A 22,393-nucleotide genomic window follows, 5' to 3' on the forward strand; every position below is an offset into this window, starting at 1 on the left:
TTGCAACCTACTCGGAGGGATCGTCCGCGTCGTGCCTATCCGTGGATCAACTCGTCGACGGCCCGGTGCTGCCGGGGCGGTCCGCCGGCGGCGTGTCGTCCGGACGGTCCGAGCTGGACGGGTTGGCCGGCGGGGCGGTCGGCTGCTCCGGCCCGGACGCCTGGCCGGGAGTCGACGGGTAGGCCGGCTCCCCGCTGGACGGCTGACCGGGAGTCGACGGGTAGCCGGGCTGGTCGGACGCCTGCGGGTAGCCGGGCTGGCCGGACGCCTGCGGGTAGGCCGGGTAGCTGGCGCCCGGGGTCGGCGGCTCCCACGCGGCGGCGGGCTTGCGGAAGAACTCGTTGGACTTCGGCAGGGCCAGCAGGATCAGTGCCGCCAGCAGAGCGAGCAGGCTGACCACGCCGAGCAGGAGGCTGACCGGGGTGATCCAGGACGGCAGCGCCTCGTCGAGGCGGCGCTGGACCTCTTCGGGGCTCGGCATGTCGCCGCTGCCGCTCCCACCGGTGTTGAAACCGCCGGCCGCCCCGCTGAGCAGGGTGCCACCCGTGCAGCAGACCATGATGCCGCCGACGATCCAGGTGGTGATCCGGGCGCCGTTACGACCCTGGTTGTTGAAGATGGCCAGCACGCCCAGCACGACGGCCAGCAGGAGCACGAGGATCGCGCTGCCGAGGCCGAAGGCGAAGAAGAAGTCCGCGACCTGCTCCGCCCCGTCGGCGGAACTGCCCGCGTACGCGTCGCGGAGCACGTCCCGGGTCTTGCCGATGGTGGAGAGGGTGATGATGAGACTGATCACCTGGCACGCCAGGAACAGGTAGAGCAGATAGCTGGAAATCGTCACGGTGGAGGGCCGTTGGCGGGTCGGCGTGCTCGGGGAGTCGACCACGATTCTCCTTTCCTAGATTGGGCCCACACCGTATCGGCAACCGGCCACTCCGGCATGCCGTGACGAAAGCGGCGCGCCCGGCGAGGTCGCTCAGCGCGCGTCGTCGACAGGTCGGATCGTCAGGTCGGCCGGATCGAGCAGGTCACCGCGCGCGACCCGCCAGCCCTCTTCGCCGTACGCCTCGAAGGAGAGCCGGTCACGCCCGCCCGACTCGTAGTCGTGGTAGCGCATGGTCCCCGCCGCCGGCAGGCCGGTCTCCCCGGTGGAGGTGTAGCGCGCCTGCCCGGTCTCGGCCCAGGTGTACCGCCGCCCGCCGAGGTCGATGGTCGGCGCGCCGGGGGTGACTGTCGCGCCGGGCTCGGCGGTCCAGAGCACCAGCTCCAGCTCGGGACCACCATCACCCTCCACAGAGAGCCGGTGCGGCGTGCCGGAGGCGTCGTCGAGGAGGTGCTGCACCCACGTCCAGCCCCCCTCGACCAGTCGGATGGTGCCGCTCACGACGTACTCCCGCTGGCGGATCCGCACGCGGTCACCCGGAGCCAGCCGGCGGGTCGGCGGGAGGCCGGTGGGCCGGGCCGCGGCTCGGCGCCGGGCGCGCACGACGGCCACGAGCACGACCGTCATGAGTACGACAACGGCCCCCACCAGGGACGCCAGCGACCCGTCCACCCGACCACCTCCCCAGGTACGTCGGCGCAGACGGTAACAACCTGGCGCACCGAAATGAGTCGCGTCGTGACCGAAAGCTCAGCCACCCACGACGGACCGCGGAACGCGTGGGGGTGTGCGGCGATTGTCAGGCCGCCGCGAGTCGCTGCGTGGCGTAGTCGCCGAGGGTGGAGCGACCCATGACGCAGCCGACGAAGGTGGTGAACTCGGTGGAGTCGTCGCGCAGCGACGTCCAGGTCGCCTGGGCGGCGGCCGGGTCGACTCGTTCCAGCAGCGTCGCCGCGTACGCGCGGCCGGCGGGCGATCCCTCTGCCAGCAGGTGGTCGAGTTGCCGGCGTACCTCCTCGGGGTGCTCGTCGAGTGCTGCCTCGACGCGGTGGTACGCCTCGGTCACCGGCAGCACCTCACCGGCGAACCCGACACCGCCGAAGGCCAGCGTGTCGGCGGTCATCAGCTCGTCGACCGCCGCCCGAAGGTCCCGCTCCCACCTACTCATCCCGAACATGCCCCACTCCTTTCCCCGCCGGCCCGCCTCTCACCCTGTTGATCAAGAGGTTTGCGTCATGGGAAGACGTCCCGATGACGCAAACCTCTTGATCGCGGGGCTCAGGCGGGGGTGACCGTCAGGGAGGTGGGCGCGGTGTTGGGGTTCAGGTCGACCTTGACCGTGTTGCCGTCTCGGATCGTTCCGGAGAGCAGGGCCTTGGCCAACTGGTCGCCGATGGCGGTCTGCACCAGGCGGCGCAGCGGTCGGGCGCCGTAGATCGGGTCGTAGCCGTGCTCGGCCAGCCACCCACGGGCGGACTCGGTGATGTCCAGCGCCAACCGACGGTCCGCAAGACGGCTTCGCATCCGGTCGAGCTGGATGTCCACGATGGAGCGCAGATCGTCCCCGCGCAACGCCGCGAACACCACGATGTCGTCGAGCCGGTTGAGGAACTCGGGCTTGAAGTGCGACCGGACGACGGCGAGGACGCCCTCGCGGCGCTGCTCCTCGGCCAGCGTCAGGTCGCTGATCACCGACGACCCGAGGTTGGAGGTGAGGATCAGGATGGCGTTACGGAAGTCGACCGTCCGGCCCTGGCCGTCGGTGAGCCGACCGTCGTCGAGCACCTGGAGCAGCACGTCGAAGACGTCCGGGTGCGCCTTCTCCACCTCGTCGAGCAGGATCACCGAGTACGGCCGGCGGCGGACGGCCTCGGTGAGCTGGCCGCCCTCCTCGTAGCCGACGTAGCCGGGCGGGGCACCGACGAGGCGGGCGACGGAGTGCTTCTCGCCGTACTCGCTCATGTCGATGCGGACCATCGCCCGCTCGTCGTCGAAGAGGAACCCGGCGAGCGCCTTGGCCAACTCGGTCTTGCCGACACCGGTCGGTCCGAGGAAGAGGAAGCTGCCCGTCGGACGGTCCGGGTCGGCGACACCGGCCCGAGCCCGGCGTACGGCGTCGGAGACCGCGCCGACGGCCTCGGCCTGGCCGACCACCCGGCTGCCGAGCGACTCCTCCATCCGCAGCAGCTTGGCCGTCTCGCCCTCCAGCAGCCGGCCCGCCGGGATGCCCGTCCAGGAGGCGACGACCGCGGCGATGTCGTCCGAGCCGACCTCCTCCTTGAGCATCGCGCCGTCGGCCTGGAGCCGGGCCAGCTCCTCCTCGGCCTGCGTCAGCTCGACCTTGAGGGCCGGGATGCGCCCGTACCGCAGCTCGGCGGCGCGCTCCAGCTCGCCGTCGCGCTCGGCCCGCTCGGCCTCGCCGCCCAGGCGCTCCAATTCCTCCTTCGCGGTGGAGAGCTTGGTGATGTGGCTCTTCTCGGTCTGCCAGCGCTCGGAGAGCACGGTGAGCTGCTCGCGCTTGTCGGCCAACTCCTGGCGCAACCGGGCCAACCGCTCGGCGGAGGCGGCGTCGGGCTCCTTGGCCAGCGCCATCTCTTCGATCTCCAGCCGGCGTACGGCCCGCTCGATCTCGTCCACCTCGACCGGCCGGGAGTCGATCTCCATTCGGAGCCGGGACGCGGACTCGTCGACCAGGTCGATCGCCTTGTCCGGCAGGAACCGGTCGGTGATGTACCGGTCGGAGAGCGTGGCGGCGGCGACCAGCGCGGCGTCGGTGATCCGTACGCCGTGGTGCACCTCGTAGCGCTCCTTGAGCCCGCGCAGGATGCCGATCGTGTCCTCGATCGTCGGCTCGCCCACCAGCACCGGCTGGAAGCGGCGCTCCAACGCCGGGTCCTTCTCGATGTGCTCGCGGTACTCGTCCAGCGTGGTGGCGCCGACCATCCGCAGCTCACCACGCGCCAGCATCGGCTTGAGCATGTTGCCGGCGTCCATCGAGCCCTCACCCTTGCCGGCGCCGACGACGGTGTGCAGCTCGTCGAGGAACGTGATGACCTGCCCGTTGGAGTTCTTGATCTCCTCCAGGACGGACTTCAGCCGCTCCTCGAACTGGCCCCGGTACTGCGCGCCGGCAACCATCGCCCCGAGATCCAGCGAGACCAGCTTCTTGTCGCGCAGCGACTCCGGCACGTCACCGGCCACGATCCGCTGGGCGAGACCCTCGACGATGGCCGTCTTGCCAACGCCGGGCTCGCCGATCAGCACGGGGTTGTTCTTCGTACGCCGGGAGAGCACCTGGATGACCCGGCGGATCTCGGAGTCCCGGCCGATGACCGGGTCGATCTTGCCGTCGCGGGCGCTGGCGGTCAGGTCGACGCCGTACTTGCTGAGCGCCTGGTAGGTCTGCTCGGGGTCGGCGGTGGTGACCCGCCGGTCTCCGCCCCGTACGGTCGGGAAGGCCGCGATCAGGGCCTCTTCGGTGGCCCCGGCCGACTTCAGCGCGGCCGACACGGCACCGCCCACCCGGGCCAGACCGGCGAGCAGGTGCTCGGTGGAGGTGTACTCGTCACCCAGCGGGCGGGCGATCTGCTCGGCGGCCCCGATGGCGTTGACGAACTCGCGGGCCAGGGTGGGCTCGGCGATGCTGGAGCCCCGCGCGGCCGGCAGGGCGTCGACCGCACGATCGGTGGCCCGGCGCAGCTCGGCGGGGTCGGCCCCGACGGCGCGCAGCAGACCGGCGGCGGTCGAGCCTTCGGTGTCGAGCAGGGACAGCAGCAGGTGCCAGGGCTCCACGGTCGCGTGGCCACGCTGGTTGGCCAGGGAGACGGCACCGGTGATGGTCTCGCGGCTCTTGGTGGTGAGTTTCTCGGTGTTCATGGGCTCCCCCGGATCGGCGTTGTCCACTGTCTTGGACGCAACCAGAGTTGAGCGTATTCCACTCAACCTTACCGTGTGACGCCTGTCACTCGCGGGGTCGCCACCGCCAGTCGAACTCCCCGGCGGCCGGCGCCGGGCCGGGCAGCTCGCCCGCCTCCGGCACCGTCGACAGGCCGCCCAGCAGCACCGCGAGCTGCCGGCGGCGCAGCTCACGGGTGCGCTCCACGTCGGGTACGCGCACAGCCGCACACCCCTCCAACACCAGCCCCAGATCCTGTACGACCACGTCGGCGCGCAGCCGCCCACTGGCGTGCGCCCGCTCGACGAGCGCCGAGGCCAGCTCGCCCGCGCGTACCGCGTCCCGACCCATCTCCTCGGTCGGCGTGAAGGTGCCGGCCAGGTGGACGGTGAGCGAGTGCACGTCGGCGTCGACCACCCGGGCCAGGAACCCGGCGAACGCGGCCCAGTCGTCCGGCTCGGCGTGCGCCTCCTCGGCCACCGCGATGTAGCGGCGCAGCCCGTCGTGGCAGAGCTGGCGCAGCAGGGCCTCCTTGCCCGCGTACCGCCGGTAGAGCGCGCTGATCCCGACGCCGGCGCGGTCGGCGACGGCGGCGATCGGGGCCTTCGGGTCGTCGAGGAAGACGGCGCGGGCGGCTTCGAGGATCACCTCGTCGTTGCGGGCGGCCTGGGCGCGGCGGCCGGCCAGGGGCTTCGTCGACATGGGTCGAGGCTACCACTGGAACGGATCGTTCCGGTCTGCTACCGTGATTGCAGAACGAAACATTCCGTTCCGAAGGAGTCCCGAGATGACCGGCACCGCGATCCGCCCGTTCCGCGTCGAGATCCCGCAGACCGCCCTCGACGACCTGGCCGCCCGCCTGGACCGCACGATCTGGCCCGCCGAGCTGCCCGGCGTCGGCGACACGTACGGGATGAGCGGCGACCGGGTCCGCGCGCTCGCCGACCGCTGGCGCGACGGGTTCGACTGGCGAGCCGTCGAGGCTCGGCTCAACACCCACCCGCAGTTCGTCACCGAGATCGACGGCGAGCAGATCCACTTCCTGCACGTCAGGTCGTCCCGGCCGGACGCCACCGCCCTGGTGCTCACCCACGGCTGGCCGGGCTCGGTGCTCGAATACCTGGACGTCATCGGCCCGCTCACCGAGCCGAGCGACCCGGCCGCACCGGCCTTCCACGTGGTCATCCCGTCGCTGCCGGGCTTCGGATTCTCCGGCCCCACCCGCAGCGCCGGCTGGAACCGGCACCGCACGGCCCGCGCCTGGGCCGAGCTGATGAGCCGCCTGGGGTACGACAGCTACGGCGCGGTCGGCAACGACGGCGGCTCGTTGATCTCGCCGGAGCTGGGTCGGATCGACCGCAAGCACGTGCTCGGCGTGCACGTCACCCAGATCTTCTCGTTCCCGTCCGGCGACCCGACCGAGTTCGCCGACCTCTCCGAGGCGGACCAGGCGGCGCTGGGGCACCTCCAGTGGTTCTACGAGAACAAGTTCTCCTTCAACCAGGTGCACAGCCAGCAGCCGCAGACCCTGGCGTACGCGCTGGCCGACTCGCCCATCGGGCTGCTGGCCTGGAACGCGCAACTCTTCGACGAGAGCCTGGACGCCGACTTCGTCCTGGCCAACGTGGCCCTCTACTGGTTCACCGGCACGGCCGCCTCGGCGATCCGTTTCTACTGGGAGGACGCCCACGCCGACGAGCAGCCGGCCGAGCCGACCACGACGCCCACCGCGGTGGCCATGTTCCCCGGTGACTTCCAGTCCATCCGCCGCTTCGCCGATCGCGACCACGCGAACATCGTCCGCTGGACGGCCTACGGGACCGACGTGGAGGGGCGCGGTGACGTCGGCGGCCACTACGCCGCCCACCAGGCGACCGACGTCCTGGTCGACGACATCCGCGAGTTCTTCGCGCAGCTCTGATCGACTCGGTTTCCCGGAAGTTGGGGTGTCCTGGAGGTCCGGACACCCCGACTTGCGTGACGTCGAGTCGATCAGGCTAGACGTCAGGCGTTGTCGAGGATGATCTTCGTCCAGCGACGCTCGGTCACCCAGCCGACGCCGAGCAGGATCCCACCGTCCCCGCCGATGGCCACGATCGTGCCGTCGGTCAGCACGGACAGGCTGCGGTCGGGGCCGATCGGCCAGGGCAACCCGGTGTAGCGACCGTCCTCCCCGACAGCCCCGGCGCCCGCCGGGCCGGTCACCGCGAGCAGCCCGCCGCCGATCGGTGCGACGGATTGGATTTGTGGCGGAGCGCCGTCGACGCGGATCAGATCCCACCCTCGGCGCAGTCGCCAGAGCGCCGGGAAGGATCTGCGGTCCGGGCGCGTCCCGACCAGCCAGGCCGTCCCGTCCCCCTCGACGTGGGCGTTCAGAGCGGCGATTTGCCCGTCGGGTGCCGGCACCGGGGTCTGCTGCCAGCTCCGCCCCCGGTCGAAGGAGACAGCCGCGTACAGCTTCCCGTCCTTCTCCCCGGTCGCGACCAGCAGCGGGCCGTCGCCCGCGTCGACCGCGTTCAATCCGGGTACGCGGGGCTGCGCGGCCAGCGGGCGCAGCCGTTGGCCGTCCCACTCGCCGATTTGATCACTGCCCTCGATCACCTGAAATCGACTCTGGGCGCCGACCCACTGCGGCGGCGGCCCGTCCAGCGCGTGCGTGAACGAGGTGCCACCGTCGGTCGAGGTCCACCAGCCGTGCGGCTCACTCCACAGCGTCAGAACCCCCGGCGCGGCGTAGAGCTGGTGGTTCTCCGCCGCCGGGTGGGGATGTCGCAACTCCCGCCAGGACCGTCCGCCGTCATCGGTGCTGAACAGTCGCGCCGGACAGTCGTCGTCGGGCGGCGGCTCGCCGCAGTTGGCGAAGAGGGCGTAGCCGCGCTCGGCGTCGACGAACTCGACGTACGGCGGGTCGTACCGCTGGGGAACGGCGACCCGGACGCGGCGCTCCTGCGCGACGGCGGCCGTTGGAGACGGCGCGGTGACGGTTGCCCCGGGCGACGCGGTCGGCGGTTTACGGCGGACATCGCCGATCGAACACGCAGCCAACAGAGTTACGAGCAGCAGCACCACTGTCCGACCCGATATCCGTCCGATCATCGGCGTCTCCGAAGCGGTAGCCTTGCCCGGGTGCGAGTACGTGTGGAACAGACTGCCTTACCGGGCATCGGAGTGCGTCACGATCTGGTGACCGAATCCGGCCGGCGGCTCGGCGTGGTTTCCCACCGCAACGGCCGCCGTGATCTTGTCCTCTACGACCCCGACGATCCCGACGCCTGCCAGGCGGATATTCCGCTGACGGACGACGAGGCGGAGGCGCTGGCCGACATCCTCGGCGCTTCGCTGATGCTCGGTCAGCTCTCCGGGCTGCGCGAGCAGGCCGCTGGGCTGCTCACCGAGCAGATCGCCATCCCGGCGGGGTCGCGGTACGTCAACCGTCCGCTCGCGGACACCAAGGCGCGTACCCGCACCAGTGCCTCCATCGTGGCGGTGCTGCGTGACGGCGAGGTCATCGTCTCGCCGCTCCCCTCGTTCCGCTTCGCCGCCGGTGACGTGGTGGTCGTCGTCGGGACCCGCAGAGGTCTCGACGGTGTGTCCGCCATCCTCGCCGACAGTGACCCGGACGGCTGAGGCGGATGCACGATTTCACCACACTGCTCATCGAGGTTGGTGCGCTCCTCCTGCTGCTCGGGCTCCTGAGCCGGCTCAGTCGCCGCTTCGGCCTCTCTCCCATCCCCCTCTACCTGCTCGCCGGGCTCGCGTTCGGGCACGGCGGGCTGCTGCCGCTGGACGCCAGCGAGGAGTTCTTCGCGGTCGGCGCCGAGATCGGCGTGATCCTCCTGCTGGTGATGCTCGGCCTGGAGTACTCGGCCAACGAGCTTGTCGGCAACCTGCGCTCAGCGGCACCCGCCGGTCTGATCGACGGGGTGCTCAACGCGCTGCCCGGCGCGGGGTTCGCCCTGCTGCTCGGCTGGGACTGGGTGGCCGCCCTCGTACTCGGCGGCATCACCTGGGTCTCCTCGTCCGGCGTGATCGCCAAGGTCCTCGCCGACCTGGGTCGGCTCGGTAACCGCGAGACCCCCGTGATCCTCTCGGTGCTCGTCATCGAGGACCTGGCGATGGCGCTCTACCTGCCGCTGGTCACCGCCGTACTGGCCGGCACCGGCCTGCTCGGCGGCGGGATCGCGCTCACCGTCGCGGTGGGCACGGTGCTGATCGTGCTGGTGGTCGCCATCCGGTACGGCCACCTGATCTCGTCCGCCCTGTCGGCGAAGGACCCGGAGGCGCTGCTGCTCGGCGTACTCGGCCTGACGTTGCTGATCGCGGGCATCGCGGCGTCGCTGCAGGTGTCGGCGGCCGTCGGCGCGTTCCTGGTCGGCATCGCGCTCTCCGGCCCGGTGGCCCACCACGCGACCGAGCTGCTCTCGCCACTGCGGGACCTGTTCGCAGCCGTGTTCTTCGTGTTCTTCGGCCTGACCACCAGCCCGCAGGACATCCCGCCGGTGCTGCTGCCGGCGCTCGCGCTGGCCGTGGTCACCATGGGCACGAAGACGCTCACCGGTTACCTGGCGGCCCGCCGGGTCGGCATCGCCGAACCCGGTCGCTGGCGGGCCGGTCTGGCGCTCGTACCCCGAGGTGAGTTCTCCATCGTCATCGCCGGCCTCGCGGTCGCGGCCGGCAGCGTCGAGCCGCGGTTGGCCGCGCTCGCCGCGACGTACGTCCTGATCACCGTGGTGACCGGACCGGTCCTGGCCCGGCTGCCCGACTTCCCGTGGTTCAAGCGGTGGTTGCGCAACCGCGCCTCGGCCCAGCGGCGTCAACCGGTTCCCGTCCACGACTGACGTTCGCCGCCGCTGTCCTGCCCGGGTGAGGTGCGACAGCGGCGCTGGCCAGGGCACCCGAACGGCCGTTCGGGTCGGGCCGGCCAACGGTTGCCGAATTGCGCCTTACGGGTACTACCGCAGTAACCGACGGCGGGTTACCGTTTCGCCCCAGCAGCCAGGGTCCGCAGGCAGCGTTGCCACCCGCGGGCGAGAGCGGAAGGTTGGCCGGTGAGCGTGCAGGAGTCGACGTTCCACGGCTTCGCGAACCCCGTCGATCCGAGCCCGGCGGAGTTGCGAGCTTGGGCGTACCAGCCGGATTCGGTCCCGTTGGCGTCCATGCCACCCGACTGGGACCTGCTGGTCTCGGGTGACCGGCTGGTGTTGACGCTCTTCGAGCTGGCCATGGACCCGACGTGCCCGGCACGGCGCTTCGCGCTGCACTGCCTCTACATCTACGCCGCCGACGGCATCCGGACGAACTTCCGGGCCCATCCCAAGCGCCGCTTCCGCAAACTCGTGGAGCAGGCCGAACGCGACGGCGACGAGCTGATGAAGATCTGGGCGCACAACGGCCGCGTACTGCTGGCCCGGCCGGATCTCTTCGTCTACCGGGACTGGTGCGAGGGCGGCCTGGTCCGCGAGAACCGCCGCCTCGGCTGAGCCCGCGCCCCTCATTGCGCCGATCTTGCACTTTCTGTGCCGACTTCCTGCGCGAATCGGAACATTTCACCGTACGAAAGTGCAAGATCGGCGGGGTAGGGGCGGCATGGCGAACGGGCCGGGACCCCCCGTGGGTCCCGGCCCGTACGTCGGTCGCCGGTTCAGTCGCGCTTGCGGTCCGGTTCCGGTCGGGTCGGCTCGCCCTGCTCGGCGAATCGCCCCTCCTTGATCCGGTCGCGGAACGTTCCCTCGGTGACCTTGTCGAACTTCTCGCGGACGGTGTCGGCCAGGCTTTCCAACCGCTCCTCCGTCTGCTGAGCGACCTTCTTCGCCGGCTCCGCCATCGCTCCCCCTCGCCATGCCGGTAGGCCCGAATTAAGCCGTTTGGACCCCGTATCGACAGGTTAACGGAAGCGGCCCGGTCCGCGCCGGGAAATCGGAGCGCGGGCCGGGCCGAGGAAGCGGTACGTGGGGTCAGCGGTCGGTGTTGCGGCGGGGACGCCAGACCACCAACGCGGTGGACGTGCGGTTGGTCGGCACCAGATCCCGACCCGGGAAGCGCGCCAGCGACTCCAGCTCGGCCACCCGGCGGTAGGCGGCGTCCAACTCCGCCTCCAACCGCGCGACCCGCTGCTGCGCCTGCTCCAGCAGCCGCTCCAAGCCGATGATCCGCTTGACGCCGGCGAGGTTGATCCCGTCGTCCTGACTGAGCCGCTGCACCTCGCGCAGCAGCACCACGTCCCGGACGCTGTAGCGACGACCACCACCAGCCGCCCGGCCAGGCTGCACCAGCCCCAGCCGGTCGTACTGGCGCAGGGTCTGCGGGTGCATCCCCGCCATCCGCGCCGCCACCGAGATCATGAGCACCTTGGCCTCGTAGGCAGGGTCACCCGAACCGAGGAACTCGCCCGACATCCCGCTCACCTCCGCGTCCATCCCACCGGACTATCCGACCCGACGCACACGCGCGTCGAGATGTTCCCGCGCCGCCGGCGGACTCTGCTCGGCGAACGCCTCCAGCGCGGCCCGCGCCTCGTCCGTCAGTCGGGCGGGCACCACCACGTCCAGGGTGACCAGCAGATCCCCGGCCTGCCCGTCGCGGCGGACCACGCCCTTGCCCCGGGCCCGCAGCACCCGCCCGCTGGGCGTGCCCGGCGGCACCCGCAGCGTCACCGCGCCGTCGAGCGTGGGCACCCGCAGGTCCGTGCCGAGCACGGCCTCCGGGAAGGTCACCGGCACCGTCAACGTCAGGTCGTCTCCGGTACGCCCGAACAACTCGTCCGGTCGAACCTTCACGTGCACGAACAGATCGCCGGCCGGGCCACCGCGCTCACCCGGCTCGCCGCGCCCGGCCAGCCGGATGCGTTGGCCGTCGGCCACCCCGGCCGGGAAGCGCACGTTCATCGTGCGGGTCTTGGTGACCCCGCCGCTGCCGTGGCACTCCGGGCACTTCTCCTCCACCACGGTCCCGACGCCCTGGCAGTTGCCGCACGGCTCGGAGAAGCTGAACGACCCCTGGTTGCGGGTCGTCACCCCGGCCCCGTGGCAGACCGGGCAGGTACGCGGCTGGGTGCCGGGCTTGGCGCCGTTGCCGTGACAGGTGTCGCAGACACCGGGTGCGCGCAACGTCAGCGGCAGGGTCACCCCGCGCACCGCGTCGCCGAAGTCGAGCGCCACCTCGGTCTCGACGTCCCGGCCCCGGGCCGGACCACGCGCCGCGGCCTGCCCACCGGCCTGCCCGCCCGAGAAGATCGAGCTGAACAGGTCCTGGAAACCGGCGCCACCGCCGAAACGGCGGTCGCCGCCGCCCGCTCCGCCGCCGAACAGGTCGGAGACGTCGAACGGCATCCCGCCCGGCTGGCCGCCGGCGCGGGCGTTGCGCCGGAACGCGCCCGAACCGAACAGCGAACGCATCTCGTCGTACTCCCGGCGACGGCCGGCGTCCGACAACACGTTGTACGCCTCGGAGACGGCCTTGAACCGCTCCTCGGCCTTCGGGTCGCCCGGATTGTGATCCGGGTGCGATTCCCGGGCCAGCTTGCGGTACGTCTTCTTGATGTCATCCGCGGAGGCGGCCTTGTCCACGCCGAGCACGGCGTAGAAGTCCTTCTCGAGCCAGTCCTTCGAACTCACCGGTCCACCCCCTTCCGACCGTCGTGGCCCGGCCGTCCCGCCCGCCGCAGTGCGGGGGGCGGGACGGCCTGGTCACCGTCTCGCACTATTCCGGATCCGCGACCGCGACCAGCGCGGGGCGCAGCAGCCGCTCACCGAGCTGGTAGCCGCGCCGCATGACCTGCACGCAGGTCGGCTCGCCGACCTCGGCCGAGGTCTGGTGCGCGACGGCCTCGTGCCGGGTCGGGTCGAACGGGTCGCCCTGCTCGCCGAAGGCGGTCAGGCCGAACTTGCCCAGCGCGGCGGTGAGCTGGTCCGCCACCGTTCCGAACGGTCCGACCAGGTCGCCGTGTTCCCGTGCCCGGTCCAGGTCGTCGAGGATCGGCAGCAGCGCGGCCAGCACCGAGCCGGTCGCCTGCTCCTGCACCAGGGCACGGTCGCGGTCGACCCGCTTGCGGTAGTTGGCGTACTCCGCCGACACCCGCTGCAGGTCCCTGGTCCGCTCGTCGAGCTCGGCGCGGAGCGCCTCCAACTCGGCGCCGAGCGTGGTCCCGGTGCCGCCCACCGGCTGCGCCGGGGCGTCCACCACCGGCGGACCGGAGGGTTCCGGCCCGTCGGTGGCGTTGACCTCGACCTCGATCTCGTCGACCACGACCTCGGCGTCCTCGACCAGACCCTCGGCCGGTGCGCCGGTCTCCGCGTCGGCGGCGGTGCCCTCCGGCTCCGTCGCGTCACTGAGCTTGCGGTTGTTGCGGATGACGACCCGCTCCTCGGCGCCGGTGGTCGACTCCGTGGGCGCGGAGCCACCCGGCGTCGACCCGGTGTCGTCCGAGTCGGCGGCTCGTGGCTTCTGCGTCATGGGGCTACCTCATCCCTTCGCCGTGGATACGTGTCGGAGGTGGGCAGTCACTTCTTGCCGTCCTCGTCCACGATCTCCGCGTCGACCACGTCGTCCGCACCGCCGGTCTGGGCGCCACCCGTGGCACCGGTCGCGCCGGTCGCACCCGGGCCGGCCTCGCCGCCGGGCTGGCCCTGCTCGGCCTGCTGGGCGTAGAGCAGCGAACCCGCCTGCTGGGAGACCTGTGCCAGCTTCTCGTGCGCCGACTTGATCTTCTCGATGTCCTGGCCGCCCAGGGCGCCCCGCAGCTCGCCGAGCGCCTCGTTGAGCTGCTCCCGGTTCTCGCTGGGCAGCTTGTCGCCGCTCTCGGCCAGGAACTTCTCGGTCTGCCACTGCAGCGCCTCGGCCACGTTGCGGGTCTCGGCGTCGTCGCGGCGGCGCTTGTCCTCCTCCGCGTGCTCCTCGGCGTCCCGGCGCATGCGCTCGATGTCGTCCTTCGGCAGCGAGGAGCCGCCGGTGATCGTCATCTTCTGTTCCTTGCCGGTGCCCAGGTCCTTGGCGTGCACGTTGACGATGCCGTTGGCGTCGATGTCGAAGGCGACCTCGATCTGCGGCACGCCGCGCGGCGCCGGCGGGAGGCCGGTCAGCTCGAAGGTGCCGAGCTTCTTGTTGTAGGCGGCGATCTCCCGCTCGCCCTGGAACACCTGGATCAGCACCGACGGCTGGTTGTCGTCGGCGGTGGTGAACACCTCGGAGCGCTTGGTCGGGATGGTGGTGTTGCGCTCGATGAGCTTGGTGAAGATGCCGCCCTTGGTCTCGATGCCCAGGCTCAGCGGGGTCACGTCGAGCAGCAGGACGTCCTTGACCTCACCCTTGAGCACACCGGCCTGCAGGGCGGCGCCGACGGCGACGACCTCGTCCGGGTTGACGCCCTTGTTGGGGTCGCGGCCGGTGAGCTGCTTGACCAGGTCGGTCACGGCGGGCATCCGGGTCGAACCACCGACGAGGATGACGTGCTCGACGTCCGAGATCTTGATCCCGGCGTCCTTCACGGCCTGCTCGAACGGGCCCTTGCAGCGGTCCAGCAGGTCCTGCGTCATCCGCTGGAACTCGGCGCGGCTCAGCGTCACGTCGAGGTGCAGCGGGCCGGCGGAACCGGCGGTGATGTACGGCAGGTTGATGTTGGTGGTGGTGGCGGCGGACAGCTCGATCTTGGCCTTCTCGGCGGCCTCACGGAGGCGCTGGAGGGCCATCTTGTCCTGACCGAGGTCGATGCCGTGCTCACCGCGGAACGTCTTGACCAGGTGGTCGATGATCCGCTGGTCCCAGTCGTCGCCACCGAGGTGGTTGTCACCGCTCGTCGACTTGACCTCGATGACGCCCTCGGCCAACTCCAGCAGCGACACGTCGAAGGTGCCGCCACCGAGGTCGAAGACCAGGACGGTCTGCTCCTTGGAGCCCTTGTCCAGCCCGTACGCCAGGGCGGCCGCGGTCGGCTCGTTGACGATCCGCAGGACGTTGAAGCCGGCGATCTCACCGGCCTCCTTGGTGGCCTGACGCTGGCTGTCGTTGAAGTAGGCCGGGACGGTGATCACCGCGTCGGTGATCTGCTCGCCCAGGTACGCCTCGGCGTCCCGCTTGAGCTTCATCAGGGTCCGGGCCGAGATCTCCTGCGGGGTGTACTTCTTGCCGTCGATGTCGACGGACCAGTTCGTGCCGACCTCACGCTTGACCGAGCGGATCGTCCGGTCCGGGTTGGTCACCGCCTGGCGCTTCGCGACCTCGCCGACGAGCACCTCGCCGTTGCGGGCGAACGCGACGATCGACGGGGTCGTCCGCGAGCCCTCAGCGTTGGCGATGACGGTGGGCTCACCGCCCTCGAGAACGCTGACGCAGGAGTTCGTCGTGCCGAGGTCGATACCGACCGCACGTGCCATCTTCGCTTCCTCGCTTCGTAAGGTTGTGCAGGTGACGGGCACCGCCCGCGACTGCTCGGCGGGCGCCGCCCGCAGCGGGCCCCACCACAAGTTGAGTGAACTTGACTCAATAGTGCCACGCGCCTGCGAATCGTCAAGTCGAGTTGAGCCGACCCGACGCAACCCAGACGTTATTACCGTCCGGTTGTCTTCCCTTGCATCGGTCGGGCACGCTTTAGCGGTGACGACGCACGGCGACTCCGCCACCCGTTCCGGCGCGCCCGCCGTCGCCGCCCGCACCGTCCCTCCGGACGCCGCGGAGGAGCCCTCCGTCACCAGCGGGGACGACAGCCTCCCCGGCGCGCTGTCGGGCCTGAGGGCCGCGATCGGCGCCACCCGCTATCCGCTCGCGCTGCCCTCGGCCACCTCCGCCCGGCAGGCCGCCAACGCCCTCACCGACCAACTCGACGACTACCTGCTGCCCCGACTCGCCCGGCTGGACGCCCCACTGCTCGTGGTCGTCGGCGGCTCCACCGGCGCGGGCAAGTCGACCCTGGTCAACAGCCTGGTCAAGGCCCGGGTCAGCGCCGCCGGGGTGCTGCGACCCACCACCCGTTCCCCGGTGCTGGTGTGCAACCCGGCCGACGCGACCTGGTTCCGGCAGGGCGACCTGCTGCCCGGGTTGACGCGTACGACCGAGCCGAGCGACGACCCGCGCTCCCTGCACCTGGTGACCGCTCCGGCCCTCCCCCCGGGCCTCGCGTTCCTCGACGCGCCGGACATCGACTCGGTGGTCGACGCCAACCGCGCGCTCGCGAGCCAACTACTCGCCGCCGCCGACCTGTGGTTGTTCGTCACCACCGCCGCCCGGTACGCCGACGCGGTGCCGTGGGAGCTGCTGCGCAGCGCACGGGCCCGGGGTGCCGTGATCGCCATGGTGCTCGACCGCGTCCCCGCCGAGGCCAGCGACGAGATCGCCGCGCACCTCGCCGAGATGCTCGCCGCCCAGGGCCTCGACCGCGCCCCCCTGTTCGTGCTGCCGGAGACCTGGGTCGACGGTCAGGGGCTGCTGCCCGAGGGGGTCACGGCGCCGCTGGCCGAGTGGTTCGCCCGACTCGCCGCCGACGCCGACGCCCGCGCCGCGGTGGTCCGGCAGACGCTCGACGGCGCGCTGGCCGCCCTGCACCCCGCCGTCGAGGATCTGGCCGACGCCGCCGACGAGCAGGTCACCGCCGCCGACGCGCTGGACGAGAGGGTACGGGCGGCGTACCGCAGTGCCGAACGGACCGTCGAGCAGGGTCTGCAGGACGGTCGACTGTTGCGCGGCGAGGTGCTGGCCCGCTGGCAGGAGTTCGTCGGCACGGGCGAGTTCTTCCGCACGCTGGAGGCCCGCATCGGGCGTCTCCGGGACCGGGTGGTGGCCGCCGTCACCGGCCGTCCCGCGCCCTCCGCCGAACTGCGCAACGCCATCGAGTCGCAACTCGTCACCCTGCTGCGCGGGGTGGCGTCCGAGGCCGCCGAATCCGCGTACACCGGGTGGAAAGCGCACCCGGCCGGCGCGGATCTGCTCGATCCGGCGCTCGCCCACCCGAGTGGCGACCTGCCCGAACGCGCCGAGCGGATGGTCCGGGACTGGCAGCGCGGGGTGCTGGAGCTGGTCCGCGTCGAGGGCGGCGACAAGCGCTTCGTGGCCCGGACGGCCGCGTACGCGGTGAACGCCACCGGGCTGGCCGTGATGATCGCCGTGTTCGCCTCGACCGCGTTCATTCCCACCGGGTTGGAGGTGGCGACGGGGGCCGGCACGACGGTCGCCGCGCAGGCCGTACTCCAGGCGATCTTCGGCGACCAGGCGGTGCGTACCCTTGCCGCCAAGGCCCGGGTCGACCTCCTGGCGCGGGTGCGGACGCTGCTGGACGCGGAGGCCGACCGCTTCCTCACCCGCACCGCCGACGCCCGGCCCACCGAGGCGGCCGGCGAGACGCTGCGCCAGGCCGCCGGGCGGGTCGAGCTGGCCCGGCACCGCAGTGGCCTGGCCAGCGACGACGGCAACCTGCCGGCCGGTGACGAGGAGAGTTCGCGATGAGCAACATCGCCGGCCGGGTACGCGAAGCCTTCCGCGGCAACCAGCGGATCGACCCGGACGGGCTGATCGCCCGCCTGGACGCCGTACGCCGCCTCCTGACCGCCGTCGACGGTCTGCTGCCCGACGCCGAACTGGTGCCCGCGCACACCCTGGTCGAACGGGCCGGCACCCGGCTCGCGCTGTCCCGCGACCACACCGTCGTCGCCCTCGCCGGCGCGACCGGCAGCGGCAAGTCCAGCCTGTTCAACGCGCTGGCCCAGCTCGAACTCTCACCGGTCGGCGTCCGCCGACCCACCACCGGCGTGACGCACGCGTGCGTGTGGGGGCCACTGGAGGACGCCAACCGGCTGCTCGACTGGATCGGGGTGCTGCCCCGGCACCGCTTCGTCCGCGAGAGCGCGCTCGACGGCGACGACGAGACGCCCCTGCACGGCCTGATCCTGCTCGACCTGCCCGACTTCGACTCGGTGCAGCGGTCCCACCGCCTCGAAGTCGACCGGCTGCTCGGCCTCGTCGACCAGGTGGTCTGGGTGGTCGACCCGCAGAAGTACGCCGACCGGGTCATCCACGACAGCTACCTGCGCGAGTTTCACCGGCACCGGGACGTCACCCTGGTCGTGCTCAACCAGGCCGACCGGCTGCCGGCGGCCGAGCTGCCCCGCGTCCTGGACGACCTGCGCCGACTGCTCGACTCCGACGGGCTGACCGGCGTACCCCTGCTCGCCACCACCGCCATCGACCCGGCCGGCATGGTCGGGCTGCGCAGCGCGCTGGAGCGCACGGTCGCCGAGCGGCAGGCCGCCCTGCGTCGACTGGCCGGCGACGTCGACACCGTGGTCGCCGGGCTGGACGAGATGATCGGCTCGGCCCGGCCGGGGGGCGGTCCGGACGACGCGACCGTCGCCGGGTTGAACCGGGCACTGGCCGGCGCCGCCGGAGTACCGGCGGTGAGCGAGGCGGTGGAGCGGGCGTACCGACATCGGGCCGGCGCGGCCACCGGCTGGCCGGTCGTCCGGGGCTGGCGGCGGCTGCGGCCCGACCCGCTGCGCCGGCTGCACCTGCCCGGCCCGGCCGGCGCGGACGCCGACCCCGCCGAGAGCCTGGTGGCGGCCACCTCGGTGCCCGATCCGACGGCCGCCCAGCGGTCGGCGCTCGGTCTGGCGATCCGTGCGGTGGCCGACCGGGCCGGCGGCGACCTGCCCGCCGCCTGGCCGACGGCAGTGACCTCCGCGGCCCGGTCCCGCCTCGACGACCTGCCGGACGCGCTGGACCGCGCGATCGCCGGCACGGACCTCGGCCTCGACCACCAGCCGGTGTGGTGGCGGGTCGTCGGTGGCGTGCAGTGGCTGGTCACCCTGGCCGCCGCCGTCGGTCTGGGCTGGCTGGCGCTCGGCTACGCGCTGCGGGCGCTCGGCCTGCCCGCGCTGGACAACCCCATGGTCGGGCAGGTGCCCATGCCGACCGTGCTGCTGCTCGGCGGCCTGCTGGCCGGGCTGCTGACGGCGGCGCTGACCCGACCGGTCGTGCGCTGGGCGGCCCAACGGGCGCGGGCCCGCGCCCGGCAGCGGCTGACGGTCCGGGTCGCCGAGGTCGGCGAGGAGTACGTGCTCGCCCCGGTACGGATCGTGCTCACCTCGTACGCCCAGGCGCGCGACGCGCTCGGTGAGGCTGCCCGCCGCTGACGCCTCTGCGTACGCCCCGAGCGGCGTAGGGTCGAAGCATGGCCACGCCTCAGACCCCTTACGACGCGGTGCTGCACGCCGCACGCGACGTGACCAAGCTGGAGTCCGCCCTCGACGCCGAGATGCTCGGCAGCGCGCTGCTGGGCAGTGTCTACGCAATCGCGGAGACCGACCGCGACACCGCCGTGCGGGAGTTCGTCACCGGTTTCCTCGCCGCCACCGCCCGCCGCCGGATCGCGGCGGCGACCACCATCCGCCAGGTCTTCGCCGCGCTCGTCCCGACCGCCGAGGGCGTCGAGCGGGTACGCCCCGGCACCCAGGCCCCCGCCTGGTCCAGCCAGCTCACCCGGGTGCACCTCACCGGCAGTTGGGCGTACGGCGACGTCTACGGCGACCAGACCTCCTACCTCGCCACCTTCGCGTACGACGACGCGGCCGGCGGCCCGGAGCACGCGCTGGTGGCCCTCGTCGACCACAACATCGGAATCACCAAGGACATTTTCGTCGGCGGGCCCGCCGAACGGATCCTGGACCAGGTCCGGCAGATGTGCGCGGACGACGAGCTGACCTGGTTCCGCACCGAGGACCCGTCCCGGCTGCGCGGCGAGGTGGCCCGTCACCTCTCGGTCACCGACGACCTGGGCGAACTGCCCGGCGAGGGCTCGCTCGCCACCGACCGCGCGCTCGTGGGCGCCCGGCTCGCGGTGCTGCCCATGGCCGCCGGGCCGACCGGCCCGGCCGAGGTCGAACCGCTGTCCGCCGCCGAGCGCACCGACCTGGTCCGGCGGTTCCTGGCGTCGCCAGAAGCCGCCCGGTTCGGGCTCGACAGCGTCGACGGTCCCGAGCTCGCGTCGCTGCACTTCTGCCTGAGCCTGCTGCTGGACCACGCGGCGTCCTTCCCCGACTCCGACCCGATGCGGTGGAGTCCGGCGGTGTCCGGGCTCTTCCTGCTCGACTGGGTGCACCGCCGTGCCGTGCTCGACATGGACGACGCGGCGATGCTGCCCCGGGTGCTGCGCGCCTGGGCCCGGTACGCGTCACAGCAGCGCGGGCTGCCCGAGGCCGCCGCCGAACGGACCGACGAGGCGATCGAGGAGATGGTGCCGGAGTTCGCCCGGCTCTACTCGACCGGCGAGCGGCGTAGCCCGGCCACGGCGGCCGTCGCGCAACTCATGGCCGACGGCGTGGACCCGGACGACCCGGCCGCGCTCGACGCCTGGATCGAGGCGAACCGGCACCGACTCGCCGACGACGGCGCCTGACGGCATCCGGGCGGGTGGCAGCACCAGGCCACCCGCCCGATGGGTCCGCTCGGCCGCGTGGTTTCGCCCGCTCAACGCAGGGCACCGAAGACGACGGCGGCGATCAGCGCGCCGAGCACCCCGCCGGCGAGCACCTGCGCGACGGTGTGGTCCCGCAGACGTACCCGGGCCCAGCCGACCACGCCCAACAGCGGCGCGGCGACCAGGAGCCCGCGTCCGAAGGTCAGCGCCAGGATGACCAGGGTGCCGGCGGAGACCGCCGAGTGGATCGACATCTTCCACCAGTGGCTCACCGACACGGCGACCACCAGTCCGACCAGCCCCGCCACCGCCAGCGCCAGCAGGGGCCGTGGTGCGCCGAGGACGACGAGCAGGGCCAGCCCGGCGGTGACCGAGCCGAGTCCGACCAGCAGCGGCACCCGGCGCTGTTCCCGACGGCCGATGTGGTGGTCGGTGAGTCGCCCCCGGCGGACCCCACCGACGATGTAGGCGAACGGGATGCCGGTGACGAAGACCGTCGCGAGCAGGCCCCACACCAGCCCTCGAACGCTGTCCCGACTGCTGTGCCAGCTCACGGTGATGATCAGTAGCGACACCAGCACGGCCGGCGCGGTCAGCTCGGTGACGAGCCGGGCGACCCGCAGCCCCGGACCGGGACGAGGGGCGACCGGGCGGGGTTCCGCACCGCCGCCCACGCCACCCCCTGCTACTCGCCACCGTTGACCAGCGCCGTCTCGGCGGCACCTGCCCGTCACCGTACCGCCGAGACGGCCCTCGAATGCACGGGTCCGGCCGCCGCCAGACAGACCCACCCAACGCCCCCACCCCCACCCCCACCCCCACCCCCACGCCCCCCGCCCCCGCGGTCGCTCGCGGTGATCAAGAAGTTTGCGTCACCGCGACCACGATCCTTGACGCAAAGCTCTTGATCACCGGAGTTCGGCGGGTGATGGGCTGCGCTGGGTCGCCGGAGCGCTTGACGTCGTCGGTCCGGGCGGGGGCGTCCACGATCGCGCCGATCTTGCGGTTTGTGTTGCCGTTATGGGCCGTATCGAGTCTTATGTCGCGACAGAAAGTGCGAGATCGCGGCGGTCTCCGGGTGCGGCGGCGGGACCGGGCGTGAGCGTCGGGGACGGCGCGGTGGTGGGCTCGGGTGAGGTGGCTGGGGTGGGGGACGGGCGTGGGGTGGCGGATGGGCGTGGGGTGGCGGATGGGCGTGGGGTGGGGGACGGACGTGGGGTGGCGGATGGACGTGGGGTGGCGGATGGGCGTGGGGTGGCGGATGGGCGTGGGGTGGGCGACGGCGGGGCGGTGGTCGCCGGGGCGGAGAGGGTGCTGGTGGGGACGGCGGTGGGGGTCGTCGGATCGGTGGGGGTCGTCGGATCGGTGGGGGCAGTCGGATCGGTGGGGGTCGTCGGATCGGTCGTGGCGGGGGTTCCCGGATCGGTGGCGGTGGGGGTCGTCGGATCGGTCGGCGACGGGCTCGGGGTGGACGTCTCGGTCGGGTCCGGATCCGGATCCGGGGGCGCGGTCGGCGACGGCACCGGCGACGGGCTGGCCGGTGGCCCGGCCGGCGGGGCGCTGCGGGTGGGCCGGGGCGCCGGCGGCGCGGACACCACCCGGCGGGTGGGCACCCGCTCGTCGACGTGCGGGCCGTACCACGAGTCGTCCGGGACACGCCGGGGCGCGCCGGGCAGCCAGCCGGTGGTCGCGGTCGGGCCGGCGCTGGGCGGGCCGGGGGACGGGAGCACGGGCGACGGCGGCTGACTGGTCACCGGCATCGGGATGACCACCGGTCCGACCGACGGGGTCGGGATGAACGGCGTGCTGGTGTCCGGCAACGCGGAGGTGCCGGGAGTGGCCGAGCCCGCGCTGATCGCCGCGAGCACGGGCATCGACGCGGTGCCGGCCAGAAGTGCGACGGTGAGCAGGTATCCCCGGGAGGGACCACCCGCGCCGGATGCCCGGTGCGCTCCGATCACCCGGCGGTAGCCGCCCGGCGAACGGTGGCGACCGAGCACGGGTGTGCCGGGCCCGTCACCTGACTCGTCCACCGCACACCCCTCGTCGTCGGACCCTGCGGGTCGCTGTGGGCACCGCGCGAGGGTGTAATCCGGCTAATCACCCGATCGGCGCGATCCTGCGTAATCAGCCTCGCCCAGTTACGGTCCGTCAGCCAACACCCACCGCGTGTCGACACGCGGCACTGACCGAAGGGTGACGAATCAGCACCGGATCACCC

At 72.3% G+C, this 22,393-nt stretch carries 21 protein-coding genes; 9 read left to right on the forward strand and 12 right to left on the reverse strand.

Translation table 11 applies throughout. The features are described 5' to 3' along the window. Nucleotides 1-46 precede the first annotated feature (46 nt). The 5 genes from ACIBTX_RS04560 to ACIBTX_RS04580 form a co-directional block, all read right to left on the reverse strand. Entirely contained in the window at nucleotides 47-886 is an 840-nt protein-coding gene (locus ACIBTX_RS04560) for a hypothetical protein (protein WP_357129601.1), read from the reverse strand. Nucleotides 887-976: 90 nt separating this feature from the next. After that, nucleotides 977-1,555 (reverse strand): DUF4178 domain-containing protein, encoded by a 579-nt coding sequence (locus tag ACIBTX_RS04565; RefSeq protein ID WP_396832037.1) that lies wholly within the window; start codon nucleotides 1,553-1,555, stop codon nucleotides 977-979. 127 nt (nucleotides 1,556-1,682) lie between these two features. Beyond that, nucleotides 1,683-2,060 (reverse strand): hypothetical protein, encoded by a 378-nt coding sequence (locus tag ACIBTX_RS04570; protein ID WP_357129595.1) that lies wholly within the window; start codon nucleotides 2,058-2,060, stop codon nucleotides 1,683-1,685. Nucleotides 2,061-2,161: 101 nt separating this feature from the next. After that, nucleotides 2,162-4,759 carry an ATP-dependent chaperone ClpB gene (gene clpB / locus ACIBTX_RS04575; protein WP_396832038.1) on the reverse strand — a complete coding sequence of 866 codons (2,598 nt, stop codon included), beginning with the start codon at nucleotides 4,757-4,759 and terminating at the stop codon, nucleotides 2,162-2,164. Between the two features lie 85 nt (nucleotides 4,760-4,844). Next, a complete protein-coding gene (locus ACIBTX_RS04580; RefSeq protein ID WP_357129589.1) occupies nucleotides 4,845-5,480 on the reverse strand; it encodes a helix-turn-helix domain-containing protein in 636 nt (211 codons plus the stop codon). Nucleotides 5,481-5,565: 85 nt separating this feature from the next. Between ACIBTX_RS04580 and ACIBTX_RS04585 the strand changes: the two genes are divergently transcribed. After that, the gene (locus tag ACIBTX_RS04585; protein WP_357129586.1) at nucleotides 5,566-6,699 is read left to right on the forward strand and encodes an epoxide hydrolase family protein; all 1,134 of its coding nucleotides are present in this window, start codon (nucleotides 5,566-5,568) and stop codon (nucleotides 6,697-6,699) included. Between the two features lie 83 nt (nucleotides 6,700-6,782). Here ACIBTX_RS04585 and ACIBTX_RS04590 read toward each other — a convergent pair whose 3' ends face one another. Beyond that, nucleotides 6,783-7,874, reverse strand: coding sequence for a hypothetical protein (locus ACIBTX_RS04590; protein ID WP_396832039.1), 1,092 nt, complete (start codon nucleotides 7,872-7,874; stop codon nucleotides 6,783-6,785). A gap of 30 nt (nucleotides 7,875-7,904) precedes the next feature. On the opposite strand from ACIBTX_RS04590, the gene ACIBTX_RS04595 reads away from it, so the two are divergent. The 3 genes from ACIBTX_RS04595 (at nucleotide 7,905) to ACIBTX_RS04605 (ending at nucleotide 10,258) form a co-directional block, all read left to right on the forward strand. Continuing rightward, a complete protein-coding gene (locus ACIBTX_RS04595; RefSeq protein ID WP_355048462.1) occupies nucleotides 7,905-8,405 on the forward strand; it encodes a TrkA C-terminal domain-containing protein in 501 nt (166 codons plus the stop codon). A gap of 5 nt (nucleotides 8,406-8,410) precedes the next feature. Further along, nucleotides 8,411-9,616, forward strand: a complete 1,206-nt coding sequence (locus ACIBTX_RS04600; RefSeq protein WP_357129579.1) for a cation:proton antiporter — start codon at nucleotides 8,411-8,413, stop codon at nucleotides 9,614-9,616. 210 nt (nucleotides 9,617-9,826) lie between these two features. Then, complete coding sequence (locus ACIBTX_RS04605) at nucleotides 9,827-10,258, forward strand: hypothetical protein (RefSeq protein ID WP_396832040.1); 432 nt, start codon at nucleotides 9,827-9,829, stop codon at nucleotides 10,256-10,258. Nucleotides 10,259-10,419: 161 nt separating this feature from the next. Here the strand turns inward: ACIBTX_RS04605 and ACIBTX_RS04610 are convergent, their stop codons facing one another. From ACIBTX_RS04610 to dnaK, 5 genes are all read right to left on the reverse strand, one after another. After that, nucleotides 10,420-10,602 (reverse strand): hypothetical protein, encoded by a 183-nt coding sequence (locus ACIBTX_RS04610; RefSeq protein WP_396832041.1) that lies wholly within the window; start codon nucleotides 10,600-10,602, stop codon nucleotides 10,420-10,422. 130 nt (nucleotides 10,603-10,732) lie between these two features. Further along, nucleotides 10,733-11,173, reverse strand: a complete 441-nt coding sequence (locus ACIBTX_RS04615) for a heat shock protein transcriptional repressor HspR (RefSeq protein ID WP_355048782.1) — start codon at nucleotides 11,171-11,173, stop codon at nucleotides 10,733-10,735. A gap of 30 nt (nucleotides 11,174-11,203) precedes the next feature. Further along, nucleotides 11,204-12,391 (reverse strand): molecular chaperone DnaJ, encoded by a 1,188-nt coding sequence (gene dnaJ / locus ACIBTX_RS04620; RefSeq protein WP_357129570.1) that lies wholly within the window; start codon nucleotides 12,389-12,391, stop codon nucleotides 11,204-11,206. An 85-nt stretch (nucleotides 12,392-12,476) separates the two neighbouring features. After that, entirely contained in the window at nucleotides 12,477-13,229 is a 753-nt protein-coding gene (gene grpE, locus ACIBTX_RS04625; protein WP_357129567.1) for a nucleotide exchange factor GrpE, read from the reverse strand. 47 nt (nucleotides 13,230-13,276) lie between these two features. Further along, complete coding sequence (gene dnaK, locus ACIBTX_RS04630; RefSeq protein ID WP_357129564.1) at nucleotides 13,277-15,145, reverse strand: molecular chaperone DnaK; 1,869 nt, start codon at nucleotides 15,143-15,145, stop codon at nucleotides 13,277-13,279. A gap of 220 nt (nucleotides 15,146-15,365) precedes the next feature. Between dnaK and ACIBTX_RS04635 the strand changes: the two genes are divergently transcribed. Genes ACIBTX_RS04635 through ACIBTX_RS04645 form a run of 3 tightly spaced genes read left to right on the forward strand, consistent with a single transcriptional unit; the run spans nucleotide 15,366 to nucleotide 20,151 of the window. After that, complete coding sequence (locus tag ACIBTX_RS04635; protein ID WP_357129561.1) at nucleotides 15,366-17,207, forward strand: ABC transporter; 1,842 nt, start codon at nucleotides 15,366-15,368, stop codon at nucleotides 17,205-17,207. After that, nucleotides 17,204-18,889: a GTPase gene (locus tag ACIBTX_RS04640; protein ID WP_357129558.1), complete on the forward strand. Its 1,686-nt coding sequence runs from the start codon at nucleotides 17,204-17,206 to the stop codon at nucleotides 18,887-18,889. Before ACIBTX_RS04635 ends, ACIBTX_RS04640 begins: the two co-directional genes overlap by 4 nt. A gap of 38 nt (nucleotides 18,890-18,927) precedes the next feature. After that, nucleotides 18,928-20,151, forward strand: coding sequence for a hypothetical protein (locus ACIBTX_RS04645; protein ID WP_357129555.1), 1,224 nt, complete (start codon nucleotides 18,928-18,930; stop codon nucleotides 20,149-20,151). Nucleotides 20,152-20,222: 71 nt separating this feature from the next. On the opposite strand, the gene ACIBTX_RS04650 is transcribed toward ACIBTX_RS04645, so the two are convergent. Beyond that, nucleotides 20,223-20,846, reverse strand: a complete 624-nt coding sequence (locus ACIBTX_RS04650; protein ID WP_355048472.1) for a phosphoesterase PA-phosphatase — start codon at nucleotides 20,844-20,846, stop codon at nucleotides 20,223-20,225. 730 nt (nucleotides 20,847-21,576) lie between these two features. Here ACIBTX_RS04650 and ACIBTX_RS04655 point away from each other — a divergent pair. Further along, nucleotides 21,577-21,918 (forward strand): hypothetical protein, encoded by a 342-nt coding sequence (locus ACIBTX_RS04655; protein ID WP_396832042.1) that lies wholly within the window; start codon nucleotides 21,577-21,579, stop codon nucleotides 21,916-21,918. An 18-nt stretch (nucleotides 21,919-21,936) separates the two neighbouring features. Continuing rightward, a complete protein-coding gene (locus tag ACIBTX_RS04660) occupies nucleotides 21,937-22,143 on the forward strand; it encodes a hypothetical protein (RefSeq protein WP_357129549.1) in 207 nt (68 codons plus the stop codon). Nucleotides 22,144-22,393 lie beyond the last annotated feature (250 nt).

It is taken from the genome of Micromonospora sp. NPDC049359 (assembly GCF_044466585.1).
Lineage (GTDB): Bacteria > Actinomycetota > Actinomycetes > Mycobacteriales > Micromonosporaceae > Micromonospora.

Coding starts and splice junctions, on each gene's coding strand:
- ACIBTX_RS04570 (WP_357129595.1), bottom strand. CDS start 2,060: ATGTTCGGGATGAGTAGGTGGGAGCGGGACCTTCGGGCGGCGGTCGAC.
- clpB (WP_396832038.1), bottom strand. CDS start 4,759: ATGAACACCGAGAAACTCACCACCAAGAGCCGCGAGACCATCACCGGT.
- ACIBTX_RS04580 (WP_357129589.1), bottom strand. CDS start 5,480: ATGTCGACGAAGCCCCTGGCCGGCCGCCGCGCCCAGGCCGCCCGCAAC.
- ACIBTX_RS04585 (WP_357129586.1), top strand. CDS start 5,566: ATGACCGGCACCGCGATCCGCCCGTTCCGCGTCGAGATCCCGCAGACC.
- ACIBTX_RS04590 (WP_396832039.1), bottom strand. CDS start 7,874: ATGATCGGACGGATATCGGGTCGGACAGTGGTGCTGCTGCTCGTAACT.
- ACIBTX_RS04600 (WP_357129579.1), top strand. CDS start 8,411: ATGCACGATTTCACCACACTGCTCATCGAGGTTGGTGCGCTCCTCCTG.
- ACIBTX_RS04610 (WP_396832041.1), bottom strand. CDS start 10,602: ATGGCGGAGCCGGCGAAGAAGGTCGCTCAGCAGACGGAGGAGCGGTTG.
- ACIBTX_RS04615 (WP_355048782.1), bottom strand. CDS start 11,173: ATGTCGGGCGAGTTCCTCGGTTCGGGTGACCCTGCCTACGAGGCCAAG.
- grpE (WP_357129567.1), bottom strand. CDS start 13,229: ATGACGCAGAAGCCACGAGCCGCCGACTCGGACGACACCGGGTCGACG.
- dnaK (WP_357129564.1), bottom strand. CDS start 15,145: ATGGCACGTGCGGTCGGTATCGACCTCGGCACGACGAACTCCTGCGTC.
- ACIBTX_RS04640 (WP_357129558.1), top strand. CDS start 17,204: ATGAGCAACATCGCCGGCCGGGTACGCGAAGCCTTCCGCGGCAACCAG.
- ACIBTX_RS04645 (WP_357129555.1), top strand. CDS start 18,928: ATGGCCACGCCTCAGACCCCTTACGACGCGGTGCTGCACGCCGCACGC.
- ACIBTX_RS04660 (WP_357129549.1), top strand. CDS start 21,937: ATGACCACCGGTCCGACCGACGGGGTCGGGATGAACGGCGTGCTGGTG.